The organism is Luteibacter sp., assembly GCF_036500425.1.
Classification (GTDB): Bacteria; Pseudomonadota; Gammaproteobacteria; order Xanthomonadales; family Rhodanobacteraceae; genus Luteibacter.
In genome coordinates, this window is sequence record NZ_DASYCB010000022.1 from 47,228 (window position 1) to 63,647 (window position 16,420).

13 protein-coding genes are annotated in these 16,420 nt (G+C 63.0%); 1 reads left to right on the plus strand and 12 read right to left on the minus strand.

Going from position 1 to position 16,420, the window contains the following annotated elements:
* Nucleotides 1–14: 14 nt before the first annotated feature.
* The 12 genes from VGN46_RS05595 to VGN46_RS05650 all read right to left on the minus strand — a co-directional run bounded on the left by VGN46_RS05595 (nucleotide 15) and on the right by VGN46_RS05650 (nucleotide 14,641).
* Nucleotides 15–806 carry a polysaccharide deacetylase family protein gene (locus VGN46_RS05595; protein ID WP_331641512.1) on the minus strand — a complete coding sequence of 264 codons (792 nt, stop codon included), beginning with the start codon at nucleotides 804–806 and terminating at the stop codon, nucleotides 15–17.
* On the minus strand, nucleotides 803–1,606 hold the full coding sequence (locus tag VGN46_RS05600) for a formyltransferase family protein (RefSeq protein ID WP_331641514.1): 804 nt from the start codon (nucleotides 1,604–1,606) through the stop codon (nucleotides 803–805). The genes VGN46_RS05595 and VGN46_RS05600 overlap by 4 nt, the downstream gene beginning before the upstream one ends.
* A 94-nt stretch (nucleotides 1,607–1,700) precedes the next feature.
* Nucleotides 1,701–2,315: a NapC/NirT family cytochrome c gene (locus VGN46_RS05605; protein ID WP_331641516.1), complete on the minus strand. Its 615-nt coding sequence runs from the start codon at nucleotides 2,313–2,315 to the stop codon at nucleotides 1,701–1,703.
* A gap of 1 nt (nucleotide 2,316) precedes the next feature.
* A complete protein-coding gene (locus VGN46_RS05610) occupies nucleotides 2,317–2,892 on the minus strand; it encodes a nitrate reductase cytochrome c-type subunit (RefSeq protein ID WP_331641518.1) in 576 nt (191 codons plus the stop codon).
* 10 nt (nucleotides 2,893–2,902) lie between these two features.
* A complete protein-coding gene (gene napA / locus VGN46_RS05615; protein WP_331641520.1) occupies nucleotides 2,903–5,401 on the minus strand; it encodes a periplasmic nitrate reductase subunit alpha in 2,499 nt (832 codons plus the stop codon).
* Nucleotides 5,398–5,691, minus strand: a complete 294-nt coding sequence (locus tag VGN46_RS05620; protein ID WP_331641522.1) for a chaperone NapD — start codon at nucleotides 5,689–5,691, stop codon at nucleotides 5,398–5,400. The genes napA and VGN46_RS05620 overlap by 4 nt, the downstream gene beginning before the upstream one ends.
* A gap of 19 nt (nucleotides 5,692–5,710) precedes the next feature.
* The gene (locus tag VGN46_RS05625; protein ID WP_331641524.1) at nucleotides 5,711–6,124 is read right to left on the minus strand and encodes a ferredoxin-type protein NapF; all 414 of its coding nucleotides are present in this window, start codon (nucleotides 6,122–6,124) and stop codon (nucleotides 5,711–5,713) included.
* An 82-nt stretch (nucleotides 6,125–6,206) separates the two neighbouring features.
* A complete protein-coding gene (locus tag VGN46_RS05630) occupies nucleotides 6,207–6,377 on the minus strand; it encodes a nitrate reductase (RefSeq protein WP_331641526.1) in 171 nt (56 codons plus the stop codon).
* Between the two features lie 197 nt (nucleotides 6,378–6,574).
* Nucleotides 6,575–8,170: a tryptophan halogenase family protein gene (locus VGN46_RS05635; RefSeq protein ID WP_331641527.1), complete on the minus strand. Its 1,596-nt coding sequence runs from the start codon at nucleotides 8,168–8,170 to the stop codon at nucleotides 6,575–6,577.
* A 33-nt stretch (nucleotides 8,171–8,203) separates the two neighbouring features.
* Nucleotides 8,204–10,642, minus strand: coding sequence for a TonB-dependent receptor (locus VGN46_RS05640; protein ID WP_331641529.1), 2,439 nt, complete (start codon nucleotides 10,640–10,642; stop codon nucleotides 8,204–8,206).
* A 290-nt stretch (nucleotides 10,643–10,932) separates the two neighbouring features.
* Entirely contained in the window at nucleotides 10,933–13,434 is a 2,502-nt protein-coding gene (locus VGN46_RS05645; protein WP_331641531.1) for an exo 1,3/1,4-beta-D-glucan glucohydrolase, read from the minus strand.
* Between the two features lie 193 nt (nucleotides 13,435–13,627).
* Nucleotides 13,628–14,641, minus strand: a complete 1,014-nt coding sequence (locus VGN46_RS05650) for a LacI family DNA-binding transcriptional regulator (protein ID WP_331641533.1) — start codon at nucleotides 14,639–14,641, stop codon at nucleotides 13,628–13,630.
* Between the two features lie 250 nt (nucleotides 14,642–14,891).
* Here VGN46_RS05650 and VGN46_RS05655 point away from each other — a divergent pair, with 250 nt between their 5' ends.
* The gene (locus VGN46_RS05655) at nucleotides 14,892–16,388 is read left to right on the plus strand and encodes an MFS transporter (RefSeq protein WP_331641535.1); all 1,497 of its coding nucleotides are present in this window, start codon (nucleotides 14,892–14,894) and stop codon (nucleotides 16,386–16,388) included.
* Nucleotides 16,389–16,420: the final 32 nt, after the last annotated feature.

Here is a 16,420-nt window from a genome sequence, read left to right on the forward strand (position 1 = left end):
GGCGCGACCGAACGTTATTGCGATGAAAGTCGCTCGTGCAGCAACCGCGCCCTGGCAAAGCGGTAAACTGGCCCGGCCCAGCGCTTAAGCGGTTTCTTGACGTTCCACGCCGCCCATTGCTTCAGTCGCGCCCCACCCTCCCCGCTGGCAAGCGCCACGGCCATAGCCGGCGCAGAGTCCCGGAGTAGCGCGTAACGACCCAGCACCGCACAGGTGCCGCTATGCGCTTCACGCGTGGTGGGCTCTGAGGTAAACAACGTGCGGATCCCCGCAGCCTCCGCAGCGCGCAATACGGCCGTCGACATGAAGCCGCCCGGCACGGAGGCAGTGTGCACCGGCTCGCCGAGCACTTGCTCGAGGGTATCCACGCTTCGACGCCATTCGTCGTGCAGCGCGTGCGTTTCGAGCTGGGAGATGTTCGCCGGATGCGTATGCGAATGACTGCCGATCAGATGGCCATCCCGGCGCATCGTGCGCAGGTCCTGCGCAGTGACGAATCCGGGTGTACCGATGCGGGCGGTGGTGATGAAAAAACATCCGCGGATGCCCCGCTGCAGCATCGCCTCGCCAACGGTGGATGCGCTTGCGCCGCCGTCGTCAAAGGTCAAAAGGCAGCCTTGGTAGTTCCCACCGACCACGGCATCCGGGTCAGCGAACAGCGTTCTTGCAGCGCACAGGCCGTCCAGGTGGGCGATAAAGTTCGCGGTATCGAGCTTGTAATGGGCCGCCGCGCTACCCGGGAAGCCGCTGTCGTCCCAGCGGCCGGCGGACACGACGTCGTGGTACATGAGGGCGGCCAGGCTCATTCGGCGGGCACCGCGGCAGGCTGCTTATCGAGGGTGGCCCGTTTCCAGCGCAGGTAGCGGCTCAGCCATGGCTGGCCCCACACGCCGCTTTGCCGGCCCGCCACGTCCAGGGGGCGGGCCGTCCCGGCCGCAATGTCCCGAATGCGCTGGGCCAAGGCGTCCAGGTTCTCGAGAACCATGCGGTACTGCACCCGCACATGCGATTCGTTGGCCTCGTCAAAGGCATAGGTGAAATAGCCATAGACCGGCCCGGTGTCGACACCGGCGTCGATGCGCAGCAGCGTTAGCCCAACGCGATCGAGGTCGCGCTCGGCCAGGGCCCAGAAGCAACCGTGGGCATTTCGGTATTCCGGGCAGATGCCGGGGTGCATGACCAGACAACCCCGCCGGGGAATCCGGTAGATCTTTCGTGCCAGGAGCTGCTTGCTGCGGGCGATCATTACGTCGGGTCTGCAGCTGGCCAGGAACTCGGCCACTTCTGGGGCATTGCCGCTGGAAACACGGAGTTCAGGCACGCCGGCCACTTCGCCGAAGCGGCTTTTGAGGCCCGCCAGGCTGGCATCCATCCAGGCATGGTCGGCGGCCGCCAGCCGGAAGCGGTAGTAGAACCGCATCGCAAGCACGTCCAGGAAGCGCCACGGCCCCACGCGCTGGAACTCGCGGCGGACGCGGGCGCGTTTCTGGGTGCCGGTCTCCTCGATCAGGACCAGCCCGACCAGATCGGAAAACGACGCCAGCCACGCCGCAAGGCCCTGGCGGTCGAAGGCATCTTCGGCGTGGCACATCAATACCGTGCGCATGAATCGCACTCAGGTGGGAGGCGGCCTATTCTGGCGCCACCCTGCCCGGGGCGCGATTGGTCGAAGGTTGTATGCCGCCACGCTGATCGGGACCTCACCCCTGCGGAATATCCCTCATATTAGGCAGGTGATGCGCAATCCCCTTATGGCAATCAATACAGGTCTTCTCCCCAGTCCCAAGCCACATCTTATGGATCTGCGCCGCCCGCGGTGATTGGCGGGTCAAGTCCATCGAGTTGAAGCTATGGCAGTTCCTGCACTCAAGCGAATCATTGGCCTTCAGTCGCGCCCACTCGTGTTCGGCGAGCACAAGTCGATGATCGACGAACTTCTCCCGGGTATTCACCGTGCCGAAGACCTTCGCCCAGACCTCCTTTGAAGCCTGCATCTTGCGTGCGATCTTGTCCGGCCAGGCATGCGGCACATGACAGTCCGGGCAAGTAGCGCGCACGCCGGATCGATTGGTGTAGTGGATGGTGGTCTTCAGCTCCTCGAATACGTTGTCGCGCATTTCGTGGCAGCTGGTACAGAAGGCTTCGGTATTGGTCGCCTCCAGACCTGTGTTGAACGCACCCCAGAAGGCGACGCCGGCGATGAAGCCGCCGAGGGTGAGGAAGCCCAGGCTGTAATGCACGCCGGGGCGGCGCATCACGTCCCACATGGACAGGAGCCAGCGGACCGGTGGCCAGGCTGAGATGCGTTGCCACATATCAGTTCGCCTTCTCGCGCTCGTTGGACAGCACGGTATCGATATCCTTGAAGGTATTGGCGACGAGCGGCTTGGCGTCGGTCTGCACCACATGGCATTGGTTGCAGAAGTAACGCCGCGGCGAGATCGTCGCCAGGAACTGGTCGTCGCGGTCCATGTAATGGGTGACGCTCACTGGCGGCGCCTGGAACTTGTCGGCGTTGGCGCGCGCGTGGCACAGCAGGCAACGGTTGGAATTCAGGTCGACCTGATAGTTATCGATACTGTGCGGAATCGTCGGCGGCTGCATCGGGTACGCCCGATTGCGCTTGACGTCGGTGTTTTCCACCTTGGCCATCGCCGGCGGCGGGATTTCCTGGTCGATCGGCGCGCCTCGGCGAATCGCATCGATCTGCTGGTCACCGGGGCCTGGCACGATCGTCACCGGTGGCAGCGGCTTTGCATCGGCCAACGTCGGTGCCGGCGTGCCAGGTTGCAGGTCGGACTTCTTGCCCACGCTCAACCCGACCACGAAGGTCGACGCCGCAATCACGACCAGGAACAGCGCCCCCACGAATACCGGAATCTTGTTATTCATGACGCGACTCCTAGGCGGCCAGGATCTTGACGGCGCATTTCTTGTAGTCGGTCTGCTTGGAGATCGGGTCGGTGGCGTCCAGCGTGACCTTGTTGATGAGCTGGCCCGCGTCGAACCACGGCACGAAAATCACCCCTCGCGGCATGCGATTGCGCCCGCGTGTCTCCACGCGCGATAGCATCTCCCCTCGCCTCGACACCACGCGCACCTCGTCACCGCGCTTGAGCCCTCGTGTCACGGCATCGTCGGGGTGCATGAAGACCACCGCGGCCGGCACGGCGCGGTAGAGTTCCGGTACGCGCATGGTCATTGAGCCCGAATGCCAGTGCTCAAGCACGCGACCGGTGACCAGCCACATGTCGAACTCGTCATCGGGCGATTCCGGCGGGGGTTCGTAGGGCAAGGCCCAGATCACCGCGCGGTTGTCGGGATTGCCGTAGAACTGGAATCCCGTCCCTGGCTTGACGTATGGATCGGTGCCTTCCCGGTATCGCCATAGCGTTTCCTTGCCATTGACCACCGGCCAGCGAATGCCCCGCGCCTTGTGATAGGCATCGAAATCGGCCAGGTCGTGACCATGCCCGCGACCGAATTCGGCGTATTCCTCGAACAAGCCCTTCTGGGGATAGAAGCCGAACACCGTCGCTTCGTCGTTGAGGTAGCCTTTTTCAATGTCTGAAACGGGAAAACGGTCGACCTTGCCGTTTCGGTAAAGCACGTCGAATAGTGTCTTGCCCTTGAACTGCGGGTTGGCTGCAAGCATGTCGGCAGGCCAGCATTCGTCGGTGGTGAAGCGCCTGGAGAACTCCATCAGTTGCCAGAGGTCGGATCGGGCTTCGCCGGGTGCCTTCACCAACTGGTGCCAGAACTGTGTGCGCCGTTCGGCATTGCCGTAGGCGCCCTCCTTCTCCACCCACATAGCGGCAGGCAGGATCAGGTCCGCGGCCTGCGCGGTCACCGTGGGATAAACGTCGGACACCACGATGAAGTTGCCAGGGCGGCGGTATCCCGGAAAGGTCTCCTGCAACATGTTGGCGCCGGCCTGCATGTTGTTGTTGGCCATCACCCAGTACGCATTGAGCTTGCCGTCGCGCAGTGCGCGATTCTGTTCGACAGCGTGATAACCGGGCTTGGCGACGATCACGCCATGCGGAACCTTCCAGATCTCCTCGGCGTGCTTGCGATGCTCAGGGTTGGTCACGACCATGTCGGCTGGCAGGCGGTTACTGAAGGTGCCCACCTCGCGCGCCGTGCCACAGGCGGAAGGCTGGCCGGTCAATGAGAACGGGCTGTTGCCGGGGGTGGATATCTTGCCGGTCAACAGATGGATGTTGTAGACCATGTTGTTGGCCCAGACACCACGGGTGTGCTGGTTGAACCCCATGGTCCAGAACGAGGTCACCTTGACCGCGGGGTCCGCATACAACTCGGCCAGCTTCTCCAGCCAGCCGGCGTCTACACCTGTCATCTCCACCGTTTTTTCCAGCGTGTAAGGCTTGACGAAGTCGGCGAATCGTTCGAAGTCGATCGGTTGTGAGGCCGTCGGGTCCGTCGCGTTCTTCGCGTGTTCCTCCAATGGGTTGTCGGGGCGCAGCCCGTACCCGATGTCGGTCACGCCCTGCCGGAACGTGGTGTGTTTGTCGACGAACGCTTTGTTGACCCTGCCTGTCCGGATGATGTGGTTGGCGATGTAGTTGAGGATGACCAGGTCGGTTTGCGGATGGAACACGATGGGAATGTCGGCTAGCTCGAAGCTGCGGTGCTCGAAGGTGGACAGCACGGCGACCTTCACGTGCGGATTGGAAAGGCGGCGATCCGTGACCCGTGTCCATAGGATCGGATGCATCTCTGCCATGTTCGAGCCCCACAGGACGAAGGCATCGGCCGCCTCAATGTCGTTGTAGCAGCCCATCGGCTCATCCATGCCGAAGGTGCGCATGAAGCCCTGCACGGCGGAGGCCATGCAATGACGCGCATTGGGGTCAAGGTGGTTGCTGCGGAATCCCGCCTTCATCAGTTTGTTGGCGGCATAGCCTTCAAAAATGGTCCACTGGCCCGAGCCGAACATGCCGATTGCCTGCGATCCTTTCTCCTTCAACACCTGCTTGAACTGAGCCGCCATGACGTCGAAGGCTTCGTCCCACGAAACGGCTTCGAACTCGCCGTCCTTGGCATAGACCCCATTGCGCTTGCGCAACAAGGGCTGGGTCAGCCGGTCCCCGCCGTACATGATCTTGGACAGGAAATAGCCCTTGACGCAGTTGATGCCACGGTTGACCTCGGCGTGGACATCGCCATGCGTGGCGACGACGCGGCCGTCCTTCACGGCGACGTTGACGCCGCAGCCGGTGCCGCAGAAGCGGCACGGTGCCTTGTCCCATTTCAACTGGGTCTGGTCGCCTTCGAGGATGACGTTGCTGGCTGATCCCGGTAGCGAAAGTCCCGCCGCGGTGGCGGCGGTGGCCAGGGCGGTCTGCTTGATGAAGTCGCGGCGCGTCACGGTGCTCATGCGGAGGCCTCCATCGATTCGACCACGGGCATCAGCTGATCCAGGGCCTCTCGGGGCTCGGCGTGGTGGTAGATCAGCGACACATTCAGTACGCCAACCACGTCGCGCATGGCGTCGATGTGATCCATCAGGCCGCGTTGGTCGCCGGTCTCGCAGAGCACGATGCTGCGAATCCCTTCGTTGAGCGCGAGTTCGAGCTCCGGGCGAGCATCGATGAAGGCGCGGAGCTGCGGGAGAGCATCGGGGCGATGCTGGATGAATAAGCTGGAGATGTGCAGTTCACGAGACATGCCGGCTCCTTGGAACCTGTCAGGTTGACGGGCGCAATGCGATCGCCAGGGTGGGACAGTTGGATATACAGGCGCCGCAACCAGAGCACCGATCGGGATGGACGGTTGGTGTGGAGACGCCTCCGGCGCGCGGAAGGAAACCGATGGCGCGATCGCCACAGGCATCCTCGCAGCATCGGCAGACCACGCCGCGCGTGGTCAGGCATGCGTCGTCGTTCACCCTGGCCTTCCAGTGCCAGGCCGGTGTCACGGTGGCGGCGTTCAGTGCGCGCGGCGCGCAGGCCTCGGCGCATACACCGCAAAACGTGCACTCCCCGCGCATGGGATCGAAAACAGGAAAGCCGCCATCGGCCGACACAAGCACATCTTCCGGACAGCGTTCGACGCAGGCGTTGCAACGCGTGCAGGTGTCGAGGAAGGCCGCTTCGTCCAAGGCCCAGGGCGGCCGGACAGCGGGTTCCGGACGGGGGCGTCCGCGAAGCCATGCACGGCGGGAAGGGTCCGGGGCATTCATGTCAGCCCCGTGGTGGACCGGGTGGGCCACTGACGAACATCTGCCAGAACCACACGACGAAACCGAAAATGACCACCAGCGCGATCGCCAGGATCGGGAAGAGAGCGACCGTGAGCAGGAGGAAGGCCGACCGCTCGCCCTTCTTCGTGCTGGATGTGATCAAGGGCTCCATGTCACCTATCCAGGACAGGACCCGACTCCGTCACGGAGCCTAGTCATTCATTGCCGCTAATGATTTCCTTCTTATCGGCTTATACAGAAAAAGAATAGGTGGAGCCACTGCTTCGCTCGCAATGTGCGAACCGGCATCGGATTTAGAAAAAAGCCGAGCTCACGGGGGAGTATCCGCAAATTCGGCAAGTCAACCGCTCAACCCGCCACGGAGCCCGCGAGTTTCACACCCGACCGGCTGTGCTCCCCAGGCTCCCGGCAAAGCTGTTCAACCAGAGCGCGATGATCTGGCAGATCATCCAGCGCGCGAGCGGCCGCCTGCTGAATCATCGCGAACTCCTGCCGGGCTAACTCCACATGCGGATAGGCACTGCGCATGGCCTCAAGGTCAGTCTGAAACTCCATCCCATACAGCACGTACTGCCAACTGGAGGTCATGAACATCTCCAGGTCGCTAACGAAATCCAGCCGATGCGGCGGACGTTGCTTCCACTTCTCGAGCTTCTCCCGAAGGGTCTGCGGAATACTGGCGACGTCGGCGTTGTTGATCCAGAACGACGAGTCACGCCGCTGGGTCAGGCAATAGTGCATCTTGATGAAGTCGATGATGCGATCGTATCGCGCCACCATCATCTCGTTGAAATGACACGCGGCACTTTCCATATGCTCTGTGTCGCTCGGCAGCAGATGCGTGAGCAGGTAAGTCGCGAGCTCCACCAGTGCGATGCCGGTGGATTCCAGCGGTTCGACGAAGCCCCCAGCCAGTCCCACTGCCACGCAATTCTTGCGCCAGTGCTCCGGCCGGTATCCCGTCTCGAACTTGATGTGCATGGCCTTTAGATTCTCCCCCGCCCGGCCCACATAGCCCCGAAAGACTTCTTCGGCACGATCGTCGGTGGTGTGCCGCGACGAATAGACATAGCCGACGCCGCGCCGCTTCTGCAGGCCGATGTCCCAGATCCAGCCAGCCTCCTGCGCCGTGGAGATGGTGTATGAGGGGATCGGGGTATCGGGTGCTTCGTACGGCACCTGCATGGCGACTGCGCGATCGGCGAACAGCACATCCGCGCGACTCCGGAACGGCGATTGCATCACGTTGCCAATCAGCATGCCGCGCAGCCCGGTGCAATCTACGTACAGATCGGCAGTGAACTCGCCCTTCTCCTTCGTCACCACGCGTGCTATGGCGCCCTGCTCGTCCAGCTCCGCGCGCTCCACCGTCGCCACATGCCGTACCACGCCAAGTGCTTCCTGGCCATGCTCGGCGAGCACACGTGCGAAGCAGGCGGCGTCGAAGTGGAACGCGTGATTCAGCGGGCCCTGGTACTCCGCATCCTTTGCACGCTTGGGTGCGCGCGCATGATCGACCAGGGTGCTCTGCATCGACACGGCGTCGGCAAAGGCCATGCCCTGCGGTGCGGCCCCGAGCAGCCAGTACGGCAACAACTCGGGGCCACCCGGACGCTGGCTGGGTGCGTTGAATGGATGAAAGAAGTGATCCGCTCCCGGGGTACCCGGTGGCCGTACCCAGTGGCGATAGTGGATGCCCTGTTTGTACGTCGCCGTGGCACCCACCAGGAAGCGGCGCTCGTCGAGGCCGATGGCCGCCAGTGTGCCGCGGATCGAGGGGAACGTGGCTTCGCCCACGCCAAGCAAGCCAATATCAGGTGATTCCACCAGATGGACCTGTACGCTCCGGGGATCGACCGCATTGACCGCCTTGGCCAGATAGCATGCCGCCAGCCAACCGGCAGTGCCGCCGCCCATGACCAACACTTTCTTCAGACGCGCCATGATTCGTTCCCCGCCGATCCGCCGTGTATCACCTCAGAACCACACGCCAAGCTGGACACCATAGGTACGCGGCGCCAGGTATTGCGACACATACTGCAGCGACCCATCAGACATCAGGAAGCGGCCGGCGCTGGTACGGATCTTTCCATCGGAAACATTCTGCACATATGCATTGACCCACCACTTGTCGCCCGGCTCGCTGTAGCGCAATGCCACGTCGCCGCGCGTGTAACCCTTCTGCTGGTCGCCCGACCCCAGGTTGAAGTAGCTCAGCCACTGCGAGCTCTGGTACTGCGCGCTGACGCGTGGCGTGAGGCGTCCGCCGTTGGAAAGGTGGAAGGTGTGCTCGTAGATCGCAGTGAGTGACACGTTCGGCGCATGCGGCAGATCGTTGCCGGTGACGTTCATGCAGTTGGCGAGGTTGGATTCCGGCGGGCACGCCGGCAGGCCCTGGTAGTCGTTGGAACCGGCGTAGACCAGCTTGCCGAGCTCCTTCTTCGGAATGGCCGAGAAGATCAGGTTGAGGCGGTCGTCCGTCGTTTGATATGCCAGCTCCGACTCGAAGCCAAGCACCTTGGTGCTGCCACCCACGTTGGAGAAGCCCAGGCCGTGGTTGCCGTCCGGGTAGACGATGGGTGCGGAGAGCTGGAAGTTCTTGAAGTTCTCGTAGTAGACGGCCGTATTCCACGTCATGTGGCCATCGAGGAAGGCAAACTTGCTGCCCACTTCATAGTTGGTCAGCGTCTCGGGCTTGTACAGCGTGCCGGCGTCCTGTGTACCGCCCGACTTGTAGCCCGTGGAGACGCTGGCGTACAGCAGGCCGTTCTCGCTCACATCGGTATCGAGGCGCACGAGCCAGGTCGGCTTGCCCTTGCTGTATTTGGCGGTGTTCCGCTGCGAGATCGAGAAACCGTTCGACGGATCCGGGTAGACGTCCGGCGAGATCGGCACCTGCGGCACGTTCGGGTCGTAGGCCCAACCCCAGTTGATGCCGCCCTTGTTCTCCTTGTCATCGTGCGACCAGCGCGCGCCGCCGGTGAGGCGCCAGTGGTCGCTGAGATGCCACGTGGCCTGGCCGAACAGCGCGTACGATTCCACCGTTTCCTTCGGCTGGATGAAGGACCCCTGCCAGCTCACCGTGCCGTAGCGCGTGCCGTTCATGATGGGGATGTCGAAGCGGATGTCGTTGTCTTCGTAGCCGTAGTACGCACCGAGGATCCAGTCGACCGTCTGCGGTCCGACGGATTTCAGGTTGATTTCCTGGCTCCAGTTCTTGTAGGTGGAGCTGTTGGTGCGGTCGTCCTGGTAGACGCCATTGGTGGTGAAGCTGGTGGGCACGCTGACGCCGACATCCTGGTCGAAGTCGCTCTGGCCGGTGTAGTGGTTATAGCCGGCGATGTAGCTGAGCTGCATGCCGTCGTTGATGTTCCAGTCCATGCGGCTGCGCAGTGTCTTGGACGTACGGTCCAGGTACGGCGCGGTGTCGATCAGCGCGGACCAGAAATCCTGGCCCTGGCGCGGGGTCTGCATCAGGCTCATGCTGGGCGTGCCGCGATCGAGGAAGTACTCGTACGAGAGATTCCACTTGAACGCGTCGCTGGGCTGCCACAACGCACTCACGCGCGCGGCGGACTGGTCCTGCGAGTTGTACTTGTCGCCCTTCTGCACGTACTGGCCGGGGTCGATCGGCCGGAAGCCGGCAAGCGAGCCGCCGGAAGCCGGCGAAGCGAGGTACGCCTGTTGCTGCTGCGCCACGCTGGGCAGCTGGCCTGACGGGTTCTGGTAATCGACATAGCCATCGTGCTGCTCGTGCACCACAGCGACGCGCATCGCGAAAGTGTTGCTGATGGGAAGGTTGAACGCGGCACGTGCACCTAGCTGGTTGTAGTTACCCGCGCCCATCTGTGCGTTGCCGTAGAAGCCTGCGCCGATGTCTGGCTTGGCCGTCTGGAAGCTGATGGCACCCGCGGTGGAGTTGCGGCCCCAAAGCGTGCCCTGCGGGCCGCGCAGCGTTTCGACGCCATCCATATCGAGCAACAGACCCGATGCCGCCTCGGCGCGCGGTGCATAGACGCCGTCGACGAACGTCGCGACTTCGGGATCGGCGTACTCGGTCTTCGCGCTGTCGTTGCCGATGCCGCGCAGGGTCAGCGTCACGACGCCATGATCGCCCTGCGATGTTCCTTGCAGGCCGGGCACCAGCTTGGTCAGGTCCTGTACGGTCATCACGCGCTCTCGGTCGAGCGTGTCGACGGAGATCGCGGTGACGGCTACCGGCGTCTTCTGCAGCGGCGTCTCGCGCTTGGTCGCGGTGACCGAGACGGCGTCCAGGTTCTGTACCTTCTTGTCGGCGGCAGCAGGGTTCTTTGACGGCGCGCTTTGCCCTGTGGTGTCCTGATCCGCGGCGAACAGCGTGCCCGGAGCGACGGCGAGCGATATGGCGACGTACAACAACTTGCGATGCAAATTCATCTGGTTCTCCCCATGATTCGTTCGGATAAATGTTGTCCGCCGCACGCGCCGGCCATGACAAAGGTTTCCCTACTCCCCAACCGGCACGCCATTAACCCCAAATGACAGCGCTGTCATTGCTTGATAATAGAGCGCCGTGACGATGAATGCTTGCGGCATGGCAGCACGTCATCGTTGGCAACGACAAACTCAGGATGTACGGGCTCGGGCGCCGCTTCCGAGCCTTTCAACGCCTTGATATTGGTGCAAAGCAAATAAACAATCTGGCGCTTAATCCACAAAGTGGACGGTCACGGCTTATCCCGGTGAGTTGGGCACGACAACGTGCGGTCCGCAACGGTGCCGAGTGATACATCGGTGATGGCAATTTGCCCGCCAGAATGGCTGGACCATTCAAAGGGCCGATCGATCTTGCTCATGTTCGCGCCGGCGTCGCGGAAACATTTCAACGGAATGCCCACGCGCAACCACTGCCCGTGAGGCAACGCGGAGAGCTGGTCGCCGACAGGCACCCTGCCCTCACAACCGGTGCCGCAACCAACACCAACGGTCGAGGTATCCCCTGGTGACATGGCATCCACCTTCAACGTAGTCACCAGCAAAACATCGCCATTGGTCTCGCGATCGACATCGAGCGGTGCGGGCGCAACCAGTTCAACGCGTGCGGCACCCGTACCGGTACCGGACCAGCTCAGGCTGCGCGCATCCTCCTGCGCTTTATAGTCGAGCGCGGTCAGCCGCAGGCTGCCGTCTGCCGTGGCGGCCGGCGTAGCGGCGACACTCATGGCCACGCCGTTCGCGCCAGTCAGGCGCACCACGAAATCCTGTGATGGCTTGCCGCGGGAGAAGTAGACGCCGGCCTGCGCGCTGCTCAGGACGAGGCCTGGGTCCTCTGGCAACTTAGTGGCGGTCCCGTGATCGGCATAGGTCAGGCCAAAGCCGTAAGGGAATTGCGGATGCTCGCCTCGTGCCATGGCGGCGACCGGTATCTGTATCGCACTGCGTGGCCAGGCGTAAGGCAACTTGCCGTGGAAGTCATGCGCTACACGACCATCGCGGGTACGTAGCAGCACGTCGGCGATGCCCTCGCCCTCGCTACCCGGGAGCCACGCCACCACGAAAGCATCCGCGGCGTTGATCTCGCGATTCACCCACAACGGCCGCCCGGTCAGGAACACCGCTGTTACCGGCACGCCCTGACTGCGTAGTTTGCGAAGCAGATCGAGGTCGTGATCGTTGCCCGGATGATAGGCCAGGTTCGGCCGGTCTCCCTGGAACTCCGCGTAAGGATCCTCACCGAACACCACGATGGCGGCGTCGGGCTTCTGTTTGTAGTCGCCATCCACCGACAACTCGGCGCTGCCGCCTGCGGCCTTCACCTGTGCCTGGAGACCGGCCCAGATCGAGGTGGCGCCGGGGAAATTCGCGTTGGTCAGGCCGGTGCCCTGCCAGGTCAGCGTCCAGCCACCGTTTTGTTTGGAGATATTGTCGGCGCCATCACCGGTCACCAGGATGTGCTTGCGCGGATCGATCGGCAGCACGCCCCGGTCGTTCTTCAGCAGTACGAGGGATTCGCGGACGGCCCGACGTGCCACGTCGCGGTGTGCAGCACTGCCGATCACCTCGGCTGACTTGACGGCCAGTGCGTTGGCGGACGGTCTCCCGGCTTCAAACATGCCCAGGCGCATCTTCACCCGCAGGATGCGCGTCACCGCATCGTCGACGCGGCTCATCGGGATCACGCCAGCCTTCACCTCGGCCAGGGTGTTCTTGTACAGGCCTTTCCAGGAGTCCGGTGCCTCTAGCATGTCGAGCCCGGCGTTATACGCGACGGGGCAATCCTCGTTGGTGCAGCCGGGGACTTGTCCGTGCGCGTTCCAGTCGCCCAGCACAATGCCATCGAAGCCCATGCGCTGCTTCAGTACGTCGGTGATCAGGCCCTTGTTGCCGGCCATCTTCACCCCGTTCCAACTGGAGAACGAGACCATCACCACCTGCACGCCCGCCTTGATCGCGGGCGGATAGCCTGCGCCGTGGATGTCGCGCAAGGCGGCCTCGCTGACCTTGGCGTCGCCCTGGTCCTTGCCATCGTGGGTGCCGCCATCGCCGAGGAAGTGTTTAGCGGTGGCGATCACATGTCCGGTATCGAGGAACTGCGCGGTGCCTGGCTTGCCTTCCAGACCACCGATGATGGCCGAGGCGTATTGCGCAACGAGCGCCGGATGTTGCGAGTAACCCTCATACGAACGGCCCCAACGCACATCCTGCGGCACGGTGAGCGTGGGCGCGAAGGTCCAGCTGATACCGCTGGCACGTAGTTCTCGCGCGGTGACCTCACCGATGTCGTGCATCAACTGCGGATCGCGCGCGGCACCCAGCCCTGAGTTCTGTGGGAAGAGCGTGCTGCCGACCAGGTTGTTGTGGCCATGTACGGCATCGATGCCGAACAGCACCGGGATCGCCAGGCCGCCCTTCGATGTATCCATGGAGGCGTCGTAGAACGCGTCGGATAGTGCCTTCCAGTCCGCGCCATTGGGGTACGGCTTATCCGGCGGTTTGGAGTTGCCGCCGGCCAGAACCGATCCAAGGCGGTACTCGCGCACATCGTCCGGCGTCACGTACTTGATGTCTGCCTGGATCATCTGGCCGACCTTGTCCGCGACGGACATCTTCGACAGCACATCCCGGATCCGGGCTTCGAGCGCGGGATCAGGCGGCAGCGGTGATTGGCCTTTGGGCCACTGGTCGGGATGCACGGCGGTGGCATCGCCACCCATGGCTGGAACGGTCATTAGCAACCCGCTGGCAACAGATAGCGCGACGGAAAGGCTTCGCACGAACGGGCTCGATCGGTGCAGCAATGGCACGGCAAAGCTCCCCGCAGGCGTACCGGCGGTACGCTCCCGAGCCGCATCTTGGCAGGAATGACAGCGCTGTCAATTTGCTATGCAGCATGACCTTTGCCTGGGTCGGGAACGAGTGTTCTCAGGGGGCCTTGGCCGTGGAGCCGCGGATCTGCAGGGAGAAAGGCACCTGCACCAGATGACCGGTACCATGACTGCGCAGGTCGCTTAGCAGCTGCTCGGCGGCAATCTTTCCCATCTCGCGGCTGGGCTGTTGCACGGTGGTGAGCGCCGGCCATAGCTGGCGAGACAGGGGCGTATCGTCGAAGCCGCAGACCGACAGGTCGTGCGGCACTTTCAAGCCATACTCGCCGGCCGCCCACATCACGCCGGTGGCCATGTCGTCATTGGCGGCGAACACCGCCGTCGGTCGCTTGCGCAGGGAAAACAGCTGTCGCGCCGCCTCCACGCCCGAACCGAACGTAAAAGCGCCCTGCACCACCAGGGCCGGATCCTCGGGTAAACCCGCGGCGGCCATCGCCTCGTGGTACCCCGCCAATCGCCAACGACTGGCACCATGATTGGCGATACCGACCACGTGGGCGATCCGCCGGTGGCCCAGGTCCAGCAGATGCTCCACGATAGCGCGCGCGGCGCGCTGCTCATCCATCGTCACACCCAGGTTCTTGCCGCGCCGCTGCGGCGACACGCTGGCGTAGGGCACCTTATGCTCACGCAGGCGCTTCAACAGCGGCGCGTAGTCGGTAATCGGCGGTGTCAGCACCACGCCATCGGGGTGGTGGTCGGAAATAAGCGCATCGAGGCGGCGGATAAAATCGCCATCGCGCATGCGCAGCGGCCGGACCATCATGCTGTAGCGGTGTGCGTCACAGGCCTCGAGCACGCCATCCTGGATTTCGGCCAGATAGGTCGAGGACGGGTTGTCATTGTTGTCATAAAGCATCGCAACCACGAACGAACGGTTGCCGGCCAGGCTGCGCGCGGACGGATGTGGGCGATAATCCATTGCTTCCATGGCCGCGCGCACGCGCTCACGCGTGGCATCGGTCACGTTGGCCTCGTCATTGAGCACGCGCGATACCGTCTTGGGCGATACGCTCGCTGCGCGCGCCACATCTTCGAGGCGTACCCGCATGGATTCTCCGCTGTCATTGCACTGTCGATTGACTATGCGGCCAGTGCCCTCTCCTTTACAAGGGCAGGCCAGGCCCTCGATGCTGCGCCCGCAGCATGCGGGATGCGCCGGGCCATGACATAACTGTGGTTGGAGGAGGCACCCATGACCTTGAACGACCCCAGTGCAGACCCGCTACGTGCGCGCTGAGCATGTACCCGACGGATGCGCACCGGCGGCGCGCGATCGCCTGGAGCACGGTCAAGTATCGATGACGAGGCGATCCACGCTCTCGTTCTGGCAGATATGGAACATGTGCTTTGGTTTTCTCGGCCTCCAGTTCGGGCTCGCGCTGCAGAACGCGAATGTCAGCCGGATCTTCCAAACCCTGGGCGCGAACCTCAATGACATCCCTGCCCTATGGATCGCCGCGCCGCTGACGGGGTTGATCGTGCAACCGATCGTCGGCCACTACTCCGATCGCACCTGGAACCGCCTCGGCCGACGCCGGCCCTACTTCCTGGCCGGAGCCGTGGTCGCCTCGCTGGCCTTGCTATGGATGCCGAACGCGCCGGCGCTGTGGATGGCTGCCGGACTGCTGTGGATCCTGGATGCCTCGATCAACGTCTCGATGGAACCCTTCCGCGCCCTGGTGGGCGATCAACTGCCCACGCAACAAGCGCCCACCGGTTTCGCGATGCAGAGCTTCTTCATCGGCGCGGGCGCCGTGGTTGCCTCGATATCGCCCTGGGTGCTCGCGCGCTTCGGCGTCGCCAACGTGGCACCGGACGGAGGCATCCCTGATACGGTGAAGTACGCCTTCTACGTCGGTGGCGCGGTACTACTGGGTGCCGTGCTCTGGACCATGCTGACTACGCGCGAATACCCGCCTGCGCAGCTGCGTTCGTTCACCGACACCGTGCCAGAGCGGCCGTCAGTGGATGTATCACGGGCCGTTCGTCCCGGCTTGTTCTTACTGCTTGCGGGTGCTGCTGTCCTGTTCGCGATCAGGCATTTCGCGTTGGAGAAGGAGGTTTACCTGCTGGCTGGTGGCCTGGTCGCGTTTGGCCTCCTGCTGACCTGGCTTAGCCGCACGCGCAGTCGCGGCATGCTGCGCGAGATCATTGGCGATCTCTATGGCATGCCCGAGTCGATGCGGCGGCTGGCCGGGGTGCAGTTGTTCTCGTGGTTCGCGCTCTTCGCGATGTGGATCTACACCACCGCAGGTGTGACCCAGACGATGTACGCCACGGTGGATACGAGTTCAGCCGCCTACAACGAAGGCGCCAACTGGGTTGGCGTGCTGTTCGCGGCATACAACGGATTTGGTGCGCTGGCTGCGGTGGTCATTCCGCTGATGGTGCGCCGGTGGGGACTGCGTACGAGCCATGTGGTGAACTTGTGCTTTGGTGGCCTTGGACTGCTGTCGTTCCTCTACATCCGCGATCCACGTTGGCTTCTCGCCTCGATGGTCGGTGTCGGCTTTGCGTGGGCTTCGATTCTATCGCTGCCTTATGCGCTACTTTCGGATCATCTGCCCACTGCGAAGATGGGCGTGTATATGGGTATTTTTAATTTCTTCATCGTGATCCCGCAGGTGCTGGCCGCCAGCATTCTCGGGCTGTTGCTGCGGCTTTGCTTTCATAACCAGCCCATCTGGGCGTTGGGTCTTGGTGGAACTAGCCTGCTTATCGCCGGCCTGTGCACATTGCACGTGCCGGAGCCACAAGGCCGAGTTCACGGCAGCAGCCTCTCGTCCTCACCATGAAATCGCAACACCTTCCGTCGCGCCGCCGGCGG